The organism is Cyanobacterium sp. HL-69 (assembly GCA_002813895.1).
GTDB lineage: Bacteria > Cyanobacteriota > Cyanobacteriia > Cyanobacteriales > Cyanobacteriaceae > Cyanobacterium.
This window is the reverse complement of record CP024912.1, coordinates 2,041,525-2,062,011: the sequence shown is the minus strand read 5'-3', so window position 1 is coordinate 2,062,011 and position 20,487 is coordinate 2,041,525. Positions and strand designations below refer to the sequence as shown.

Annotated in this window: 18 protein-coding genes; 11 read left to right on the top strand and 7 right to left on the bottom strand. The window is 37.9% G+C overall.

What is annotated here, in order from left to right:
* Nucleotides 1-20 precede the first annotated feature (20 nt).
* The 7 genes from sufC (at nt 21) to cobQ (ending at nt 8,977) form a co-directional block, all read left to right on the top strand.
* On the top strand, nt 21-791 hold the full coding sequence (gene sufC / locus AA637_RS09460) for a Fe-S cluster assembly ATPase SufC (protein ID WP_446682556.1): 771 nt from the start codon (nt 21-23) through the stop codon (nt 789-791).
* 177 nt (nt 792-968) lie between these two features.
* The gene (sufD, locus tag AA637_RS09455; protein ID WP_446682555.1) at nt 969-2,342 is read left to right on the top strand and encodes a Fe-S cluster assembly protein SufD; all 1,374 of its coding nucleotides are present in this window, start codon (nt 969-971) and stop codon (nt 2,340-2,342) included.
* A gap of 212 nt (nt 2,343-2,554) precedes the next feature.
* Nucleotides 2,555-4,033, top strand: coding sequence for a UDP-N-acetylmuramoyl-L-alanyl-D-glutamate--2,6-diaminopimelate ligase (locus AA637_RS09450; protein WP_446682554.1), 1,479 nt, complete (start codon nt 2,555-2,557; stop codon nt 4,031-4,033).
* 129 nt (nt 4,034-4,162) lie between these two features.
* On the top strand, nt 4,163-4,942 hold the full coding sequence (locus AA637_RS09445) for a segregation/condensation protein A (protein ID WP_446682553.1): 780 nt from the start codon (nt 4,163-4,165) through the stop codon (nt 4,940-4,942).
* 443 nt (nt 4,943-5,385) lie between these two features.
* Complete coding sequence (locus AA637_RS09440; protein ID WP_446682552.1) at nt 5,386-6,555, top strand: histidine kinase; 1,170 nt, start codon at nt 5,386-5,388, stop codon at nt 6,553-6,555.
* Nucleotides 6,556-6,870: 315 nt separating this feature from the next.
* Complete coding sequence (locus AA637_RS09435) at nt 6,871-7,320, top strand: pentapeptide repeat-containing protein (protein ID WP_446682551.1); 450 nt, start codon at nt 6,871-6,873, stop codon at nt 7,318-7,320.
* Nucleotides 7,321-7,495: 175 nt separating this feature from the next.
* Complete coding sequence (gene cobQ, locus AA637_RS09430) at nt 7,496-8,977, top strand: cobyric acid synthase CobQ (RefSeq protein WP_446682550.1); 1,482 nt, start codon at nt 7,496-7,498, stop codon at nt 8,975-8,977.
* Here cobQ and ribE read toward each other — a convergent pair whose 3' ends face one another.
* From ribE to AA637_RS09415, 3 genes are all read right to left on the bottom strand, one after another.
* Entirely contained in the window at nt 8,978-9,667 is a 690-nt protein-coding gene (ribE, locus tag AA637_RS09425) for a riboflavin synthase (RefSeq protein WP_446682549.1), read from the bottom strand. It abuts the gene before it with no gap.
* Between the two features lie 131 nt (nt 9,668-9,798).
* On the bottom strand, nt 9,799-10,053 hold the full coding sequence (locus AA637_RS09420; protein WP_446682548.1) for a TIGR03643 family protein: 255 nt from the start codon (nt 10,051-10,053) through the stop codon (nt 9,799-9,801).
* Nucleotides 10,054-10,062: 9 nt separating this feature from the next.
* Nucleotides 10,063-10,614, bottom strand: a complete 552-nt coding sequence (locus AA637_RS09415) for a peroxiredoxin (protein WP_446682547.1) — start codon at nt 10,612-10,614, stop codon at nt 10,063-10,065.
* 99 nt (nt 10,615-10,713) lie between these two features.
* On the opposite strand from AA637_RS09415, the gene AA637_RS09410 reads away from it, so the two are divergent.
* Entirely contained in the window at nt 10,714-11,022 is a 309-nt protein-coding gene (locus AA637_RS09410; RefSeq protein ID WP_069789639.1) for a monovalent cation/H(+) antiporter subunit G, read from the top strand.
* Nucleotides 11,023-11,066: 44 nt separating this feature from the next.
* Here the strand turns inward: AA637_RS09410 and rpsN are convergent, their stop codons facing one another.
* The 4 genes from rpsN to AA637_RS09390 all read right to left on the bottom strand — a co-directional run bounded on the left by rpsN (nt 11,067) and on the right by AA637_RS09390 (nt 16,735).
* Complete coding sequence (gene rpsN, locus AA637_RS09405; RefSeq protein WP_446682546.1) at nt 11,067-11,369, bottom strand: 30S ribosomal protein S14; 303 nt, start codon at nt 11,367-11,369, stop codon at nt 11,067-11,069.
* 166 nt (nt 11,370-11,535) lie between these two features.
* On the bottom strand, nt 11,536-12,927 hold the full coding sequence (locus AA637_RS09400; protein ID WP_446682545.1) for a malic enzyme-like NAD(P)-binding protein: 1,392 nt from the start codon (nt 12,925-12,927) through the stop codon (nt 11,536-11,538).
* Nucleotides 12,928-13,074: 147 nt separating this feature from the next.
* Nucleotides 13,075-15,591, bottom strand: coding sequence for a sigma 54-interacting transcriptional regulator (locus tag AA637_RS09395; protein WP_446684564.1), 2,517 nt, complete (start codon nt 15,589-15,591; stop codon nt 13,075-13,077).
* Nucleotides 15,592-15,820: 229 nt separating this feature from the next.
* Nucleotides 15,821-16,735 (bottom strand): sulfotransferase, encoded by a 915-nt coding sequence (locus AA637_RS09390; RefSeq protein ID WP_446682544.1) that lies wholly within the window; start codon nt 16,733-16,735, stop codon nt 15,821-15,823.
* Between the two features lie 162 nt (nt 16,736-16,897).
* Between AA637_RS09390 and AA637_RS09385 the strand changes: the two genes are divergently transcribed.
* The 3 genes from AA637_RS09385 (at nt 16,898) to psbA (ending at nt 20,482) form a co-directional block, all read left to right on the top strand.
* A complete protein-coding gene (locus AA637_RS09385; RefSeq protein ID WP_446682543.1) occupies nt 16,898-17,641 on the top strand; it encodes a glycosyltransferase family A protein in 744 nt (247 codons plus the stop codon).
* A gap of 109 nt (nt 17,642-17,750) precedes the next feature.
* On the top strand, nt 17,751-19,091 hold the full coding sequence (locus AA637_RS09380; protein WP_446682542.1) for a TldD/PmbA family protein: 1,341 nt from the start codon (nt 17,751-17,753) through the stop codon (nt 19,089-19,091).
* A gap of 323 nt (nt 19,092-19,414) precedes the next feature.
* Nucleotides 19,415-20,482 carry a photosystem II q(b) protein gene (psbA, locus tag AA637_RS09375; RefSeq protein ID WP_069792042.1) on the top strand — a complete coding sequence of 356 codons (1,068 nt, stop codon included), beginning with the start codon at nt 19,415-19,417 and terminating at the stop codon, nt 20,480-20,482.
* Nucleotides 20,483-20,487: the final 5 nt, after the last annotated feature.

Sequence of the window (20,487 nt, the reverse complement as noted above, 5' to 3'; positions counted from 1 at the left end):
CCAGTATTAAATAACTTATTATGACTGAAACCATATTATCTGTTCGTAACCTCAGCGCCTCCGTAGATGGCACCCCTATTCTGAAGGGAGTAAATTTAGAAATAAAAGCAGGGGAAGTACACGCTATTATGGGGCGAAATGGCTCTGGAAAAAGTACCCTTTCCAAAGTTTTAACGGGGCATCCTGAATATGAAGTAACAGGGGGAGAGATTCTCTATAAAGGGGAAAACTTACTAGATAAAGAGCCTGATGAGAGGGCTTTGGCTGGTATTTTCTTGGCTTTTCAATATCCTTTAGAAATCCCTGGGGTAAGTAATTTAGACTTTTTGAGGGTGGCTTATAATGCCCGTTGTAAATTTTTAGGTTTAGAAGAAATCGACGCTTTTGATTTTGAAGATTTAATTGAGGAAAAATTGGGCATTGTCAAAATGGATTCTGCTTTCCTTAGTCGCAGCTTAAATGAAGGTTTTTCTGGGGGAGAGAAAAAGCGTAATGAAATCCTACAAATGGCTTTATTAGAACCTACTTTGGGCATTTTAGATGAGATTGATTCTGGCTTAGATATTGATGCTTTACGCATTGTTTCTGAGGGGGTAAATCAGTTACAAAAGCCTGATAATGCTTTCTTATTAATTACCCATTATCAAAGATTATTGGACTATATTAAGCCTGACTTTATTCATGTAATGTCCCAAGGAAAAATTGTTTTAAGTGGTGATAAAAGTTTGGCTATTGAGTTGGAAGAAAGGGGTTATGATTTCTTGGAAGATGAGCAATTAGTAGAGGTTTAATTGATTAATTCATCAAGAATATTACGTCAATGAAATTTATTTTGATGACGAGGTATCAAAACTTGGTGATAAGGGGAAAAATTCTCTGGCAAGGGGCCCCGTGCCCCTTGTTAAGGGAGGTGTATTTGTAGGTGTTAGGTTTATTATTTTTTGTTGTAAATTTTATAATATATTTTTATGTCTGATTCAGTGGCTACTTTAAATCCTAATAACTTTCAAGTCAACAACGATGCTTATTTAGGTGGTTTATTACAGGTAGGACAAAGTGACAAAACTAATTTTGACGATAATTTAGGCAGTTTTATTGAGCAAGTAAGACAAAAATCTGCTAATGAGATAGTTAAATCAAATATTCCTACCAGTAAAGATGAAGCATGGCGTTTTACCGATTTGACTGCTTTACAAAAAGTTGATTTTCATCGTCCAACGAAACAGAGTTTATCTAATTTTGTTTTAGATGGTTTTAAATTGCAAGAAGCGTCTAATTCTCGGTTAGTTTTCGTGAATGGTTTTTATGATGAAAATTTGTCTGATGTGTCTGGATTGCCCGATGGGGTTTATGTGGGTAATTTAGCTGATTTAGATGATAGTAAAAAAGAAAAAGTTGGTCATTTTTTAACTAAAAATCAACCTGAAAATGAAGTTTTTTCGGCTTTAAATACGGCAGGAATTAATGATGCTTTTGTGGTGTGGATTGATAAAAATATAGAGTGTCATACTCCTATCCATTTACTGCATATTGTGGCAAAGGAAGATTTACCTATTTTGGTGCAACCCCGTATTTTGATAGTGGGGGAGGTTAATTCTCGTTGTGAGATTATAGAATATTATGGTGCGACAAGCGTTGGTTGTTCTGATGCGGTGGGTGGAAAGCCTTATTTTACCAATGCTGTCACCGAAATTCATTTACAGGAAAATGCTTCTTTAAATCATTGTCGTATTCAACGGGAATCGGGGGATGGTTTTCATATTGGCTTAAGTGCGATCGCCCAGCACCGTAACAGTAGTTATACTATAAATGAAATCAGTTTAGGTGGAAAATTGTACCGTCATAACCTAGACATTCTCCAAAAAGGTGAACAAACCCACACTAACCTCCATGGTTTATCCATGGTACAAGGAAAACAGATTGCTGATACCCATAGCCATGTGAGCTTAAATTATCCCTATGGTACCGTAAATCAACTTCATAAATATATTTTAGATGACTCTGGACACGGTATTTTTAATGGTAGAGTAAATGTGCCAAAACTAGCCCAAGAAACCAACGCTACCCAATTAAATCGCAATTTATTGTTATCTCCCAAAGCAAGGATTAACACCAAACCAGAGTTACAAATCACTGCGGATAACGTGAAATGCGCCCATGGGGCAACGGTTAGCCAATTAGAAGCCGATGAAATTTTTTATCTCCGTAGCCGTGGTTTAAATGAAAATGATGCCCGTCATCTTCTCCTCGATGCCTTCGCCGCCGAGATTATTGATAAAATTCCTTATAAATCCCTCATTCAACGGTTAACTCAGTGTGTCGCTTGTCGCACCATTGATTAACAATACCCCCACCCCCTCTCCCAAAGGCGAGGGGCATAGTTTTTTAAAGTTGGGTTTATTACCCCACAAAAGCAGATGATGAGCTATTACTCATTATCACTACTAATTAATTTATTATTTTATGACCATTGCCCATTCCCTGTTCCCCATTCCCCAAAATATTGCTATAAGATAGTAAAAATCTTTTATTGTTAAGTGAGGGGTGAAGTTTGATGAAATTACGTCAATTATTGTCCAATTTAGAACAAATTAACTCTATTCCTGAGCATCCTGCCTTGGATTTTGAAGTTAAAGGAATTGTGACTAACTCTCAGTTGGTGTCATCGGGGGATGTATTTATCGGGATGCCTGGCACAAGGGTTGACGGGGGAGAGTTTTGGCAAAGTGCTTTGAGCGAAGGGGCGATCGCCTCTATAATAAGTAAAGAAGCCTATGATAAAATTGCCCCCACAAATTCTGACTGCGTCATAGTAGCCGACGATATGAATGATATTTGTGCGCAAATGGCCAGTAAATTTTATGACTATCCTAGTCAAAAAATAACCATGGTAGGGGTTACAGGTACTAACGGCAAAACAACCACCACTCACTTAATCGAATTTTTCTCACAACAAGCCCAGAAAAAAACCGCCCTCTTTGGCACCCTTTATGCCCGTTGGCAAGACTATCAAAAAACCGCTAGTCATACCACCCCCTTCGCCATAGATTTACAAGGACAGTTATCAGAAGCCGTAAACGCTGGAAACCAATACGCCATAATGGAAGTAAGCTCCCATGCCCTCGCCCAAAAAAGAATAAAAGGGTGTCATTTTGATGTGGCTGTATTTACCAATTTAACCCAAGACCACCTCGATTATCACAAAGATATGGAGGATTATTTTCAAGCCAAAGCCCTCCTATTTAACAAAGAATATCTCCATGGTAAAGCCATTATTAACTATGATGACCCCTATGGACAAAGATTGATTAAATCTGTGGAAAATGTCTGGAGTTACAGTGTTACCAATACGGAAGCGGATTTGTACACCACCGATTTAGTATATCAAGCCAATGGAGTGGAGGGGATTTTACATACTCCCCAAGGAGAAATTAAATTTTCTTCCCCCCTCGTTGGGCAGTTTAACCTAGCAAATCTTTTGGCTGGAGTTGGTGCCGTGTTGCAACTGGGTATTGACTTAGATACCATTGCCCAAGGTTTACCCCAGTTTAAAGGGGTGCCAGGGCGCATGGAAAGGGTGGAAGCTAAACCGAATCAGGATGTTACTGTTATTGTGGATTATGCCCATACCCCCGATAGTTTGGAAAATTTACTCAAAGCATCCCGTCCTTTTATTAAGGGTAAAATGATATGTGTGTTTGGTTGTGGGGGCGATCGCGATCGCACAAAACGCCCTATAATGGGTAAAATTGCCGCTGATTTAGCCGATGTAGTGGTAGTAACTTCCGATAATCCTCGCACAGAAAACCCCACTCAAATCCTTGAAGATGTTTTGGCGGGTATTCCTAATCATATTAAACCTATTGTACAGGGCGATCGCTCTTTAGCCATTGAAACGGCCATCAAAACCGCCCAAGCAGGTGACGGAGTCTTAATTGCAGGAAAAGGCCATGAAGATTATCAAATTTTAGGCACCGAAAAAATTCATTTTGATGACAGAGAAGAAGCCCAAAAAGCCCTCATAAATAATTGAGAATTAATAATTGATAATGGAGAATTAAATTTATATTTAATTTTCCGTTTTTTTTAGTTAATTACTTTTCTGCCATCATTACCCCATAAAGGGTTAAAACCTCTTCCCCATACATTGCATTTATAAATAATGAAAAATAATAGTCCTGCTAGTGAAGCCATCGCCGTATTAATTGACTTAGCCCAAAAAGGAGAAATTAACCCTTGGGATGTGCAAGTAATAGAAATAATAGATCGTTTTTTAGCAGAATTAAATCTTAAAGAAAGTCATACAATAGACATTTTAGATCAAGATTTATCCCACTCAGGGCAAGTAATGTTGTGGGCATCAATGCTCGTTTTATTAAAAGCAGATACCCTCGAAAAACTAGGTCAAAAAGAAATAGAAAATGAAGAAATTTATATAGAAGAAGATCTTGAAAATACTATCAGAAAAAGACATCTACAATCAAATTTAGAACAACAAATAAAAAGAAGAACATCAGCCCTTCCTCCTCGCAAAAGAAGAGTTACATTGTCAGAATTTATTACTCAACTGCAAGACATTGAAAAAGAGTTAAAGAAAGCTAGTAACCTTCATGGACTAAATTTAAATAAAAAAAGAAAATATACCAAGAAACAGGCTTTAAAAACTATTACTGAGTTAGCCCATGACGAAAACTTAACTCAACTAGCCCAAGATTTAAACATATTTTTAACGAAAAATTTATCTCGTATATCCGAAACCCGAGAGCAAATAAAACTAGAACAATTAGTAACCTCTTGGAGTCAATATCAAGAAACTCCTAAAAAAGATAAAGTAGGAGTATTTTGGGCATTATTACTACTATCATCCCAGTCAAAAGTAGAACTATCTCAAGAAGAATTTTATCAAGACATTGATATACAAATTTTAATAGATAATGAATAAATTATTGAGTTTATAATTCATAGAAAAATAAATATTTTATAATAATATAAATATTACAAACTCAAGAAGTAAAAAAATAAAAGTGAATAAATACTTTTTTATTAATAACTAAATCTTAATTAAGTAGGTTGGCGAAATTAATTATAGCTCTTATTTTATTAAGACTCTTATGAACAAGGGGTTTAAACCCCCTTGCCTAAATCGATTTAATTATGCCTACTTACTTAGCGTAAATTCACCAATAATTTTAAATATTTCGGTACATTGGTATATACATAAATTAAAATATTACACGCACCGTTACTTTCTATTTTTGTGTCTTCCCGAGAAAAACATCAAATATTTATCAAAAAAAATATCCTCACAGTAAAATAAAACCTAGAAAATACTATAAATTGGTAATAGTAGCAACAAAAATATGCCCATGGGGAGTGATATTCACGATGTATCCATCAGACAGTGATTTAATTTTTGGCGAAGACAAAGATAAAAATATAGAACAAACAAAAAAATCTCTTCAACTATTATTATTTGTTGATAATCGTCATAGTTCGCAGAAAAATATTCTAGAAATAAAAACTTATCTTCAAAGTCTAACCCGTGATTATCAATTTCAGTTAGAAGTATTAGAAATTAGTAAATATCCCCATCTGGTAGAACATTTTAAACTGGTTGCTACTCCATCCCTCGTGAAAGTTAATCCAGCCCCCCAACAAACCCTTGCAGGAAGTAATTTAACAGCCCAGTTGCAGAAATGGTGGGATAAGTGGCAACACTCTTTGACTCAAAATTTCGATACAGAAACAAGTGCAAAAGATTCTATTTTAGAAACTTGTTTACCTTCTTCTGAGTTGATTCGTTTGAGTGATGATATTTTTCAGCTGAGGCAAGAAGTGGAAAATTTGCAACAACAATTGGATTTTAAAGATCAAATGTTGGCGATGTTGGTACATGATTTACGTAATCCTTTAACCGCTGCATCTATTGCGGTAGAAACCATTGAATTAGCCATGAATGAAGCTGATAAAGAGAAGTTATTTCAGCTACAAAAAAAACTTTGTAAACAGGCTAAAAAGCAGTTTAAAGTGATGAATAAAATGATTACTGATTTATTAGAAACATCGAAAAAGACCAATCATCAACTCAATATTATACCTATTAAAGTTAGTTTACCTAGTTTATGTAATGATTTACTTAATAGCTTTAGTGAAAAAATTAAGATTAAAAATCAATATTTAGTCAAAGATATTCCCCAAGATTTACCTGCGGTATATGCTGATCCAGAATTGATATATCAAGTATTAGTTAATTTGATTGAAAATGCTATTAAATACACTCCTAATCAGGGAAAAATTACCGTTGCTATTCTTCATAAAACTACTCAAAAAATAGAAGTTAGTGTCATTGATACAGGTTCGGGTATCCCCCCAGAAAAAAAAGAGCTTATTTTTGATGGTCATTTTCGTTTAGAAAGGGATGTAAAACAGGAAGGATATGGCATTGGATTGGCTCTTTGTCGTCAGGTAATTAATGCTCATTACGGTCAAATTTGGGTTGATGATAATGGAAATCAGGGCAGCTGTTTTCGCTTTACCCTACCTGTGTATCTTTAATCATTTGTTATTGTAGAAGTATAGCAATTAATAAAGTTCAAGTTAGTAGAAATACTTTTTATAGTCTTTGATAAATAAGAGTTATAAACTAATCATCGTATTATTTAACTATTAAGACAATCATTAATTTGTATTAATTTGATTAATTATAAATGCTTAATTTTAATGTTGAGTCTTATTTATCTTTAAAAGCTAGTTTATTACTTTTTATGACTAGATAGATAAAACTAATTGCTTTGTAAAATCCTTGTAATATTAAGAGATATATTAGGGAAATAAAGATAAAATACCATATATAGATAGGGGGAAAAATTCATGAAAAATTTATTAACTGTTGTGGCAGTACCCTGTGCGATCGCCCTTAGTGTTATAGTAAGCCCTGAAGCGATCGCCCAAAATGCTGACCATGTAAAACAACTGATAGAAACAAACCAATGTATGGGCTGTGACTTAAGAAACGCAGACTTACAAGAAACTCATCTTATCGGTGCAGACTTGAGAAACGCAGACTTAAGAGGAGCAAATCTACGTTACGCCAACCTAGAAGGAGCAGACTTAGATGGTGCAAACCTTGCTTATGCTGACCTTCATCGGGCATTTTTAACCAATGCAACCATGAACTATGCAAACCTAAACAATACGAACCTAGCCTATGCTACTCTGTTTGATACTCATGTTGATAATGCCTTTATACATAACCTCAACATTGAAGAAGCAACCATTTACAACACAAACATCGGTGTAGGCGGACAATATCCTGATTAAAAAACTATGATTAAAATTTACCTAAAGCAAAGCCTCTTTCATTAGTGAAAAGGGGCTGTTTTTTTTGTTAATTTATTAATTGGATAGGGTAAGCTATAAAGCAATATTAATGCAAAATAACAATTAAACAACTTAACCCAACGACGATATTTTTCCCAACAACTAAAATAAATAAATGAAAGCAATTATGGTTGTGGGTACCACATCCCACGCAGGAAAATCAACCCTTGTGGCTGCGCTATGTCGTCTTTTTTGGCGTAAAGGATGGTTAGTAACTCCCTTTAAAGGAGAAAATATGGCGTCCGATGGCTACCTCACCAGCAGTGGGGGAGAAATCGGCTATCCTCAAGCCTTTCAAGCATGGGCGGCTAAAACAACTCCCAGGGTAGAGATGAATCCTGTACTCCTAAAACCCCATGGAGAAATGACATCCCAAGTGCTTTTTCAAGGTCATTTGGTAGGAGTAGCCCATGCCCAAGAATATTATCAAAAATACTTTGAGCAAGGTTGGGAAATTATCAAAGAGTCTTTATCAACCCTCGGACAGGAATTTAATCTTGTTATTTGTGAAGGGGTAGGTAGCCCCGCAGAAATTAACCTGAAACATCAAGATTTAGCTAACATGAAGATTGCAACCCATCTTAATGCCGATACTATTTTGGTGGCAGACATTGAAAGAGGGGGAGTTTTTGCCCATATAGTAGGAACTTTAGCACTCCTTGAACCCCAAGAAAGAGCTTTAGTTAAAGGAATTGTGATTAATAAGTTTCGGGGAGATAAGTCTATCCTCCATTCTGGCATTGAATGGCTAGAGGAATATACGGGCATACCAATTTTGGGGGTAGTGCCTTGGTTTGATACGGAGTCTCTTTCTCAAGACTCTTTCCAATTATTAAAACGCACCCATGGTAAAGGTCATCACTATTTACACATAAAAATTATCAAGTTACCGAAAATTTACAATTTTACTGATTTTGATCCCCTCGAAGCAGAAGATCATGTTTTAATAGAGTACATAGAACCCCATGAGGACATAGGGTTTCCCGATGCGGTAATAATTCCAGGGACTCAAGCCACCATTGCTGATTTGATGGTATTAGAAAAAACGGGAATGAAACAAAGAATTCTGGAATATGAAAAAGCAGGAGGCACAGTATTTGGCATTTGTGGTGGTTATCAAATGCTAGGACATCGAATTTTAGATCCTGAAAATTTTGAGAGTATTTCTCCCGAAACAGAAGGTATTGACTTGTTACCCATTGAAACTACCCTCAAACCTGAAAAAATTACCCGTCAACGGGAAATATCAGCCAATTATCCTCAAGGTGGTTTTCCTGTGGATGGTTATGAAATTCATCAGGGTTATACAGAGTTGGTTACTCCTTTGGTGAAAAAACGTAAAATCAAATGTATGTCTTTATTTGATGATCCTAGTTTAGGGCTGGTTAATGAAAGTTTGTCGGTGTGGGGTTGTTATCTCCATGGTATTTTTGATAATGGTGCCTGGAGGCGCTCGTGGTTAAATCATCTGCGCCATAAGCGAGGTTTACCATCTTTGCCCACGGGAATATCTAATTATCGTCAGCATAGGGAGGAGTTAATTGATACGTTGGCGGATTATATGGAGAAGTATTTAGATTTGAGTAGTTTTTATTAATTATCCATATCCATGCTGGGCTAAAAAATCTAGGGTGATGTCTGCTTGTATGGGTTGTTTTCCAAGACGATGACTAATTAGTCTATCAACATATTTACCGAGAATGTCGCTTTCTAGGTTTACCCAATCACCTATTTTTAATTGAGCGAGGTTTGTATCAGCATAGGTAACGGGTATTACTGCCACTTTAAAGCAACTACCATCGCTATCACACTCGGCAATGGTAAGGCTGATACCGTTAACCGCAATACTAGCTTTTGACACGATATAGGGGGCGAGATATTTTTCCCACTCAACTTTAAGGGTGGGGGGGCTAGAAAAGGTCATTTCCCAAGCTTGTTGGGTTTGCTTTGATTCTGTTAGGCAGCCAATACCGTCCACATGACCACTAACAAAATGTCCTCCGATTTTACTACCTACTCTCAGGGAGGTTTCTAGGTTTACGGGGCTTTGATTTTGGGTACTTCTGGCTAGGGTTGTCCTTTGGAGGGTTTCGGGGGAGGCGGTGGCAACAAAGCCATCTTTAGTAATTTTTTCGACGGTAAGACAAACTCCGTCCACGGCGACACTGTCTCCTAATTCTAAGTCGTGGGTAATTTTTTGGTTGTTTTTTCGGTCAATGGCGATCGCATATAAATCATTACCTAAAGATTTAACTTTCCCTGTACCTTGTATTAATCCTGTAAACACTCTTAAATTAGTTTATGCGAAATAGCTGGTTATTTTCCCTAACTGTATCACAAAAAAAGAAGGGCAAATCTTACCCCTTGGCGTACTGCGGAGCAGATCCCTGCGGGATCACGCCTCTAACTAAATTAAAACTAAGTTTTTTGATTATCAGACTTAAACCGAGTTACCAGAAAATCTCTTTTCTTGAGATGCTTTGTTTTCCTACCAGAAACCCGTTTGCGCCACATCTTAAAACTAGAACTTTTCATTTCCTTTCTCATCAAAGCAATCACCTGCTTTTCCGACAAACCAAACTGTAACTCAATGGCATCAAAGGTAGTTCTATCCTCCCAAGCCATTTCTACAATCCTATCAATATCCCCCTGACTAAGTTTTGGTAATTTCATCACAACTCCTTAATTAACTTGTAGCTCATCAAGGGTAGCCAAAACCTCCTGACTATGAATCACAGGACGCACCCCCAAAAACTTGGCAACCAAAACCCCTTCAGGATTTATAATATAAGTATGACGTAAAGAACGACCACTCAACCAAGAGCCATAGGCTTTACTAACTTTCCCATCGGTATCCGCCAACAAAGGAAACTTTAAACCTTCCGAATCACAAAAATCCTCATGGGATTGAACATCATCTACACTGATACCCACAATTTGAGTGTTTCTTTTCTCATATTCGGCTAAATCTCGTTGAAATCTTTGCGCTTCAAGGGTACAACCGGGGGTAAAATCTTGGGGATAAAAGTAAACCACTACCCACTTACCCCGAAAATCATTTAAAGAAACCTCTATATCTTCACCATTGCTAGGGAGAGAGAATTCTGGGGCAGGTTCATTTAAAGTGGGTTGAACTCCCCCCAAAGCTAGAGCAGGACTAGAAAACCCCAACCATAAACACACCGAAAAAATTAAAGCAACAATTACATTGCTCTTCAAAATGGATTTCCACATGATCAAAAATAAACTTAAAATATAATGACAAGGAATAGACTCCTTCCATACCATCGATCATAACTTGAAAAGGAAATCTCGAGGACACAAAACAAATCTATGACTGATATATTCACTTATTTTTTTATTACCATTGGTATATTTTTCTGGTTTTGGGGTACATCATCCTTACTATCATCAAGGACAGTATTATATAAAATCCACAATCTCACGGTTTCTGATAGTTTAGGCTCAATTTTAATTATTGTAGGATTATTATTTCAGATTCCCCGAGAATTTCCCTTGCTCATTCTCGCTATTATCTCTATCGCCATCTGGAATACAATGTTGAGTTACGTTTATGCCTATTGTTCTACCGCCGAAGAAGAACAAACAACAATTACCGTGGAAAACGAATCAACGACATAAAAAAAAGGGCAAGGAATAAACCTTTGCCCCTGAAGAAACCCTTTTTACCAACTAGATTTAACAACCCCGGGCAATAAACCTTTGTGAGCCCATTCTCTGAGAACATTACGAGATAAACCAAAGTCACTGTAATAGCCTCTAGGTCTTCCAGTAACCCAACAACGGTTGCGTTGACGTACGGGGGAACTGTTGAGGGGTAATTGTTGTAGTTGACGGTGAATTTCTAATTTTTCTAAGGGATCTTGAGCTTGTTTGAATTGCTCTTTTAGTTCAGCCCTTTTGTCAGCATATTTTGCAATTAGTTTTGCACGTTTTGCTTCCCGTGCAATCATAGATTTTTTAGCCATTTAAATTATTTTTTCGTATAAACACAGCAAATTATATCATAACCGATTTTACTGTCCTCTGTCAGTGGCAGGGGTGATTGATTCTAAAATTGTTTCATGAGGGCGGGAACAGGGAACGGGGAATAGGGAACAGTCAGAGGATTTTTTGGTCATACTACTTAAAAATTTATAGTCTAGCGACTCCTGCTTCACGGGCGGCCTGTTGGACGGCGGCTGCCACTGTGGGAACAATACGCTCGTCAAACACGGAAGGAATGATGTGTTCTTTGTCTAATACCGTCGGTGGTACTAAAGAGGCGATCGCCTTTGCGGCCTGTAAATACATCTCGGTGGTGAGGGTTTTGGCACGACAATCTAAAGCCCCACGGAAAAGGCCGGGGAATGCCAACACGTTGTTAATCTGGTTAGGATAATCACTTCTGCCTGTGGCAATTACCGCCGCATCATCTTGGATTAATTCGGGTTGAATTTCGGGAATGGGATTTGCCATGGCGAAGACAATGGGATCTTTTGCCATACTGCGAATCATATCCCTAGTTACCACTTTGGGTGCACTTACCCCAATAAATACATCGGCACCCACGAGGGCATCTTTGAGGCTTCCTTTTTCTTCTACCGCTAAAGATTGTTTTTCGGGGGTCAAGTTTTCTCTATCTTTACTGATAATACCCTTCGAGTCACACAGGACGATGCCATGGCATTCTGCTTTTTGGAGTAAACGGGCGATCGCAATGCCTGCAGCCCCTGCACCGTTGATAACTACTTTAATATCACTGATTTCCTTTTTAACCAATTTGAGGGCGTTAATCAGCGCCGCAATACTAACAATGGCTGTACCATGTTGATCATCATGGAAGATGGGAAAATCTAATTCCTCTTGTAATCTTCTCTCAATTTCAAAACAACGGGGGGCGGCGATGTCTTCGAGGTTTACCCCCCCAAATACGGGCATCATATTTTTAACGGTTTGGATGATTTCTTCCACATCCTGAGTATTGAGACACACGGGAAAGGCATCGATGTTGGCAAATTCTTTAAATAACATGGCTTTCCCTTCCATCACTGGCAGAGCCGCCTCAGGGCCTAGGTTTCCTAACCCCAAAACCGCTGAACCATCGGTAACAATGGCAATGGCGTTGCTTTTAATGGTCAAGGAGAAAACATTTTCAGGGTTATCGGCGATCGCCCGACAAATGCGCCCTACCCCGGGGGTGTATGCCATGGCTAAGTCGGAGGAGGAGGAAATATGGATACGGTTTTGGATATGGATTTTACCGCCTCGGTGGATGTCGAAGGTGCGATCGCTAATATGTAATACTTTAATTTCAGGAATACTTTTAATCGCTTGAACAATTCTCTCTGCGTGTTCGGTGCTAGAAGCGTCGATATGTAATTCTCTTTTAGTAATCTTTAAGCTACGTTCGATTAATAATACTTCTCCCAAACTACCGCCCACATCCGCAATAGCTTGGGTAACTTTTGCTAAAGTACCAGCCCTGTTTAATAATTCTAACTTGACCGTCAAACTAAAACTAGGGTTAGGGGTTAATTCTGCCATTCTTTTTTAATACCAATAATTATAATAGTCTTTAGAATTGTAGCTCACAGAAATTCTTTCGGAAAGAGATAATAGTACAGAAGGTAAGGAAATCAAAATATGATGAATGCCCTACTCCGTGAGTTTCGCCAACATTTACAGAGTGCCTTAAACAATCAATAACCAAAAAGCAATTCCCAGACTAACACTAGATAAGTGTTGAGGTAAAAGAAGTTTGAAGGATTGACGGGCTATTTTTTGACTCAAAATAATGGTTAGTAAAACTCCGAAAATGATACTTACTCCCTGTAAAAAAGCAATCACCGCAGGATGGGCAACCCAAACGGGTAAACCACTGCCATCCAAGCCAAAGGTAGTGGCAATAAGAGGTAACACCTGCCCTGCTTCCCCTAAACCCATTTGCAAATAGTAAGCCAAACTGACGGTTAACACTAAGGGTAGATAGCCGTAGGCAAGTTCGATAAAACTACGGGATTGGGTTTGATTTAGTTTACAAACTAGACGAATGACACCATGGGCTATTAAAGGAACAATAACAGGAATAGTGATAAGGGCGATCGCACTTAAACCGTGAATCCAAAAATTATCCAAATCCAAACCTAAATTAAAATAATCATTAATTTGGGGAGTTAGATGTAAAAACACCGCATTGAGGAGCAAAAACAACAACGCCACCTCATAACTACGGGGTTGGTGAGTCGTCCACAACTCCACCGCAGGAGGACGTAAATTGAAAGTAACCGAACGATGGGGACAAGCCTTTAAACAAGTCATACACAAAACACAGTCTCGGTTATCCTGCATTTGGGCAGGGTGAGAATATAAAGGACATCCATTGGTTTCCTGCCCCTCTCCTTTTTCTGGGCCCCCCTTATAACATTGATAAGTATTACATTCCGCCGAACAAGTACCCTGTTGCGCGCGTAACTCCGTCATTGCCAACTTAGCAAACATCCCATTCATTCCCCCGATGGGGCAAAGATAACGACACCAAAAACGTCTTTCAAATATAGCTGAACAAATCATCGCACCCGCCGTGATTAATAACAATAAACAGGAAGAAAGATAAGCCGTATTAGGCAAATCCCAAAGTTCTTCCCATAGTAGAATTAAAGCAAACCCACTAAATAAAAACCAACCGCCCCATTTTTCCGCCGTTTTTCTTGGCCACTTTTTTAGTTCATAATTGGGGAATAAAATTTGGGTCAATTTCTGGGTAACTTCTCCATAAATCATGAATGGACATATAGAACACCACAAACGACCTACAAAAGGAAAAGAAAGTAAAATCAAAGGCCACCACCAAGCCCAAAATAAATTGAGAGCAAAGTTTTGATCCCTTGTTTGGGGCCCCATAAATAAAATGATCACCACGAGGGCAAATACTGTTAAAGTGAAACCGTAGTTAATGCGATCAGGCCACCACGGACTACGAAGGAAGTTACGAAAACGAGGATAGGCGGTTAAAAGGTTGAAGCGAAATTGTCGTTTTTTGCTTTGAGATGGCCAAATAATTTCTTCCGTTAGTTCATTTGTACCTGATATTTGCACGATCGCCCTTTCAATGAGGTTTTGTAATTCTCGTAAATTGTTAGGGAAATCGTAACTTTGTAAGCGTTGTAAGGCTTCGGGGCTAATTTGAGGTTTATTAATTTTTTTGTTGCGGGAAACTAAACTGATATAGTAGTTAACTTGATCCTCGATGTCACTTTTTCTTACCCTCAAAGGAGGTACTTTTATGTTATGAGTAATCAGTTTTTTAATGTCAGGAATAACCTTTTCAGCAATAATAATTAAACGGGCTGAACATTCTTTTTCCCTATTAGTTATATTCTCCCCTCGATTAATAGCAGTATAGGTTTTAGTATCCAATAATTTGACAATAGAAGGTAATAATTCTGAGGGTAAATCTTGAATGTTATTAAAAATTACAGTACCTTTACCTACAGCTTCAATTAAACCTGGTTTACCCCCCGCCCTACCAAAAATTTCTGCTCCACTGGCCTGAAGTTTAGCACAATCTACCTTAATAACAGGCTCACGGCGATCGCCCGAACCGTAATGAATCAAAGCGGCTAAGTTATCTTTTTCTAATCCTTGCTCTCCAAAAATCAACACCGATTGATGATCTTTCGATGCAGTCTTCACATTCTGCCGTAATCTGACTGCATAACGGCTTTTGCCGATAATTCCCCTTTTTGCTTTGTTTACCAAGTAGGGGCGTAGTGCCTCTCTTCTTTCCTGTTCAAAATCCAATTGGGAAGAGAGGTTGGCAATTTCTTGGGCTAGTTGTTGGGAAAAGGCTTGACTTATGGCGGGATATTGTTTGATCAACTGGGTAAATTTTTCCGCAGGAATTGCCCATAATTTCGCCTCAGTGAGGATGGTAATGGTATTTTGGGCAGATTGTTCCAAAATTAGCTCCCGTAGATTTATCAAGCTCCCAGGCAGTAAACAGGAGGTTTGTTTTGTGCCTTTGATTTCTACTTGCCCTGCTTCTAAAATATAGACATTTTTAATAGGTTGACTGGCTTCGATGATGGTTTCATTTTTTGCCCAAGAAGTTAAAGTAAGGTTAGGGGCGATCGCCTTTAACACCTCATCAGGTAAAATATTCATAGCAGTGCGCTCTTGTAACCATGTCATCAACTCAGCGGTTTCCATACCATTACCCACAATCTATTAAACTATTTTTATTCTAGGACTAATTGGGATTTTATTAGGTTTTAGCAAGAAGGAGAGACGAGGGAGTAAAAGTTTCAGCGTTACTGATTTTAAATATAATTTTTCATGGAGACGACCAATGAACAATAGCGATAATATTTTAGTGTCTCAATTTCTAGCATAATTCCAGTACATTGATTAAGCAATGCTAAAGTTTCATTATCAATTCTCAATTATTCTTCTTTGGATAACCATACCTCAACATCAAAGGTAAACATAATCCCGTCACCTTCCAATAATCTTTTTTAGATAGATTTGTTTTCCACTGCTCATCTAACTTTAACTTAACTACCCCCGTTTTCATGCGATTAGGATTACCAAACACACTATGGGTAATACCCAAATCAACTTCATCATCAGCCACAAAAGGTAAATCTACATCAGAAAAACCAACAAAATTAACTATTTTTTGCACCGTTGCTCGAGGATTTTTAATAAAATCTTCATAGTGAATACGCATGTATTTTTGATTATTTCCACTAGCGAGTAACTCCGTTGCAATATTTCTTAAAGTCCAACCTTTAGCAGTATCATTCACATTATAATTTCCCAGATACTGTGATGGCTTTAACCAAGAGTAAGCACAACCATGAGGATCTCGAATTAAGTGTAATATGTATAACTCAAAACGATCAATTCTATTTAAAATAGAAGCATATCCAGGGTGTAAAGAATCATCTATTATTAATTTTGTATTGGTTGATCTTCTAATACCATCATACAAATTTTCGAGAGTAGAAATATATTTTTTGGAGATAGCTTTTTTTTTATTAAGTAGAGGAAATACCGAAGATAATATTACTTCTTTGGTTTTAGGCTCAGCACTATCCCTTAACTTAGTCATTAATTCAGCGTCGATGTGCTCAATGTTTTCTAAGTTCGTTGCAAAAATATTTCGCCAAGTTTGACATTCTTTTAATCGTTCTCCACAACCACATATACTGTTTTTATATAATCCATCTTTCCATATAGTTCTCAACTCCCCACCATGAAAAAAAGGCTGAACTTGTCCTAATATTCTTGCTATTATCGTACTTCCACTACGACCCCATCCTGCTATATATAAAATTTTTATTTTGTTCATTTTATTAAATAAAATATAATTATGAAAGTTTGAAATATAAGTTTACTATTTAATCTATTTACTCATTAAATTTTGAATACAGACAAAAGACTATGATCTGCTATAAATAGAAAAAAAAATTATTCTGAGCTATTATTATTCGATAATTATTTATAAAATTATATGTTAGTTTTTGTGGTTCCACTGAAAAGTGAACAAGTATCTAAATCTTGGGATAAAGTTAGTCAATTGTTGGAAAGAACTTTAAAATCTATTTGTAATCAAACATCTTCTCAGTTTCAAGTGGTTGTAGTCTGTCATGAGAAGCCGCTTGTTAGATTTTCCCATCCTGCAATAGAGTATGTACAGATGATCTATGATATTCCTGAACACCCCAATAAAATTGTAAAAGGATTAACAGATAAAGGAAGAAAAGTTTTAAGGGGAATAGTGGAAGCAAAAAAATATAATCCTACCCATGTGATGTTGGTTGATGCAGATGATTGTGTAAGCTCAAAATTAGCTTCTTTTGTGGAAAAAAATCCTTCTTGTAATGGTTGGTATTTTTCTAATGGTTATAAATATTTGGAAGGAGAATCTTGTGTATATATCAAAATAAAAAAATTTTATACTCTCTCAGGAACTGCAAATATTCTTAAATATGATATACTTGATATTCCTGATAACCCCGAATATAACAGGGGATATGGATATTATAAATTTTATTTAGATCATCAAAAAATTCGAGATAAAATGAATGCTAAAAATTATCCTTTGAAGCCTTTACCATTTATTGGAGCTATCTATACTCTTGGAGGAGGAGAGAATATGTCAGGCAATGAAGGTATATTAAAATTCAATTGGCTTAATAGACGTAAATTAACAGACAAAATAAAAAATCAGTTTGGGTTATATCCTTTGAGTTAATTATTGTGTGGCAATTAAACACTAATATTTCGGGTATATTGGTATATGATTAGGCACATTATTTTCATCCAGTTCTTGATCATTAGTAGCAATTATCTTAGAAGATTACATGTCAAAAGCACAAACGATCGCCCTTAACACCAAAGAAAAAGCAGAAAAGTTAAATATCAAAAAATACGACATTTATGGCTCAACGGTAGAGCAAACCAGTGTTCAAGTATTTCAAGGGGAGCCAAAACAGGTAAAAGCCTCCCACAAATCTAGTGTCATTGTGCGAGTTTGGAATGATGATAACCAAATTGGGGTGACATCCACCACCGACGTGGATGATAAAGGCATTGAAGCAGCATTGAAAACTGCCTATGAAGCTAGTTTTTTTGGTGTGAAAGAAAATATTCCTGATTTTAGTGACAAAGCAAAATCCCCCTTACCCGAAGTCCAAGTAGAATTAGGAGAGCAAACCCCCCCTGCTGAGTTAATCGAAAAACTTTTAACCGTAGAAGATAATTTATTAAAAGCCCACAGTGCGATCGCCTCGGTACCCTATAATGGAATATCAGAACAAGAAATAGAGAGATTCTACCTCAACAGCGAAGGAGCATTAAGAGAAGAAAACCGCACCTACGCCACTATTTATTTATACGCTACCACCGAACAAGAAGGCAGAAAACCCCGTAGCGGAGGAGCATTCAAAATCGCCCCCAGCCTACCCAAACTAGACATAGATAGCTGTTTTCAAGAAACCGTCACCAAAACCATTAGCCACCTAGACTATCAACCCATCAAATCAGGAAAATATAGAGTCGTCTTTTCCCCCGAAGCCTTCCTAAGCCTATTGGGTGCATTTAGTAACCTCTATAACGCCCAAAGCATCCTCGATAAACAAAGTCTTTCCACCCCCGAATCCCTCGGTGAAAAAATAGCATCCCCTCTCCTATCCGTATCCGACAATGCCCTGCACCCCGCCAACATCAGCGGAGAAACCTTTGACGGAGAAGGTACCCCCACCCAAAACCTTCCCCTCATCCTCGAAGGAGTATTAACGAATTTCCTCCACAGTAGCGTTACTGCCAAGAGAATGAAAGCCCAACCCACAGGCAATGCCAACATCGGGGCAAAAGTAAGTATTAGCCCCAACTTTTTCCATGTTTTCCGAGGGCAACAACCCACCCAAAAATATAACCTCGATGAAGCAGAAAACGTAATCTTAATTGATGACGTTCAAGCCCTCCATGCAGGGGTAAACTCATTACAAGGCTCATTCTCCCTTCCCTTTGATGGTTGGTTAATTAACAAAGGAGAAAAAACCAGCATCGAGGCCGCCACCGTAGCAGGAGACTTCCTTGATTTATTAAAATCTATTATTTTTATCGAAGAAGAAGCCGAAATCACCCCCAGCGGTGTATGTCCTCGTATTTGGGTAGATAGCCTTTCTATCACAGGACAGTAAATTCTCAGTTTTTAATCTTTTACTCAGAAATGCTCTCATTTTCTCATATTGAGAGCTTCTTCATTTTTTATGAACAGCTACCCACGACACCTCAATCTCCTCTGTTGCAAACCATAAACACCATATCAGGGTAAAACCATCAACCCAAGATTTTTTTCATATTGTAAAGACTCCATACCCCCTATTTGCTAGCACTTCAGCCCCTCGAAAAAAGATTTCTTAAAATCCTTGACAAAACTTTACTTGGTGTATTATCATATCTACAGAGTGATAAATTCACTCAATTATTGTACCTCGAAAACATCATAAAGAAATCATAAAAGATGACTACCACTTTACAACAACAACAGTCTTCCGCATGGGAGCAGTTTTGTCAGTGGATCACCTCTACCAATAACCGCCTCTATGTAGGTTGGTTCGGTGTGTTAATGATCCCTTGCTTACTAACTGCAACCACTTGTTTCCTAATCGCTTTCGTAGCTGCTCCCCCTGTGGACATCGACGGAATCCGTGAGCCTGTAGCAGGTTCTTTATTATACGGAAACAACATCATCTCTGGTGCAGTAGTACCTAGCTCCAACGCTATCGGTCTACACTTCTACCCTATTTGGGAAGCAGCATCTTTAGATGAGTGGTTGTACAATGGTGGCCCTTACCAATTAGTAGTATTCCATTTCTTAATCGGAATCTTCTGTTACATGGGTCGTCAGTGGGAACTATCCTACCGTCTAGGAATGCGTCCTTGGATCTGTGTTGCATACTCTGCACCTGTATCCGCTGCCACTGCAGTATTCTTAGTATACCCTATCGGTCAAGGATCTTTCTCTGATGGTATGCCTTTGGGAATCTCTGGAACCTTCAACTTCATGTTCGTGTTCCAAGCAGAGCATAACATCTTAATGCACCCCTTCCACATGTTAGGTGTAGCTGGTGTATTTGGTGGATCTTTATTCTCCGCAATGCACGGTTCTCTCGTAACCTCTTCTTTGGTACGTGAAACCACCGAAACCGAGTCTTTAAACTACGGTTATAAATTCGGTCAAGAAGAAGAAACCTACAACATCGTAGCTGCTCACGGATACTTTGGTCGTTTAATCTTCCAATATGCATCCTTCAACAACAGCCGCGCGTTACACTTCCTCTTAGGTGCATGGCCTGTAATTGGTATTTGGTTCACCGCAATGGGTGTATCCACCATGGCATTCAACTTAAATGGTTTCAACTTCAACCAGTCTATCTTAGATAGCCAAGGTCACGTCATTGGAACTTGGGCAGACGTATTAAACCGTGCCAACATCGGTATCGAAGTAATGCACGAACGTAATGCTCACAACTTCCCCTTAGACTTAGCCTCTGCTGAAGCAGTTTCTGCTCCTGTAATCAACGGTTAATATCT

Coding starts and splice junctions, on each gene's coding strand:
- sufC (WP_446682556.1), top strand. CDS start 21: ATGACTGAAACCATATTATCTGTTCGTAACCTCAGCGCCTCCGTAGAT.
- sufD (WP_446682555.1), top strand. CDS start 969: ATGTCTGATTCAGTGGCTACTTTAAATCCTAATAACTTTCAAGTCAAC.
- AA637_RS09450 (WP_446682554.1), top strand. CDS start 2,555: ATGAAATTACGTCAATTATTGTCCAATTTAGAACAAATTAACTCTATT.
- AA637_RS09445 (WP_446682553.1), top strand. CDS start 4,163: ATGAAAAATAATAGTCCTGCTAGTGAAGCCATCGCCGTATTAATTGAC.
- AA637_RS09440 (WP_446682552.1), top strand. CDS start 5,386: ATGTATCCATCAGACAGTGATTTAATTTTTGGCGAAGACAAAGATAAA.
- AA637_RS09435 (WP_446682551.1), top strand. CDS start 6,871: ATGAAAAATTTATTAACTGTTGTGGCAGTACCCTGTGCGATCGCCCTT.
- cobQ (WP_446682550.1), top strand. CDS start 7,496: ATGAAAGCAATTATGGTTGTGGGTACCACATCCCACGCAGGAAAATCA.
- AA637_RS09420 (WP_446682548.1), bottom strand. CDS start 10,053: ATGAAATTACCAAAACTTAGTCAGGGGGATATTGATAGGATTGTAGAA.
- AA637_RS09415 (WP_446682547.1), bottom strand. CDS start 10,614: ATGTGGAAATCCATTTTGAAGAGCAATGTAATTGTTGCTTTAATTTTT.
- AA637_RS09410 (WP_069789639.1), top strand. CDS start 10,714: ATGACTGATATATTCACTTATTTTTTTATTACCATTGGTATATTTTTC.
- rpsN (WP_446682546.1), bottom strand. CDS start 11,369: ATGGCTAAAAAATCTATGATTGCACGGGAAGCAAAACGTGCAAAACTA.
- AA637_RS09400 (WP_446682545.1), bottom strand. CDS start 12,927: ATGGCAGAATTAACCCCTAACCCTAGTTTTAGTTTGACGGTCAAGTTA.
- AA637_RS09395 (WP_446684564.1), bottom strand. CDS start 15,591: ATGGAAACCGCTGAGTTGATGACATGGTTACAAGAGCGCACTGCTATG.
- AA637_RS09390 (WP_446682544.1), bottom strand. CDS start 16,735: ATGAACAAAATAAAAATTTTATATATAGCAGGATGGGGTCGTAGTGGA.
- AA637_RS09385 (WP_446682543.1), top strand. CDS start 16,898: ATGTTAGTTTTTGTGGTTCCACTGAAAAGTGAACAAGTATCTAAATCT.
- AA637_RS09380 (WP_446682542.1), top strand. CDS start 17,751: ATGTCAAAAGCACAAACGATCGCCCTTAACACCAAAGAAAAAGCAGAA.
- psbA (WP_069792042.1), top strand. CDS start 19,415: ATGACTACCACTTTACAACAACAACAGTCTTCCGCATGGGAGCAGTTT.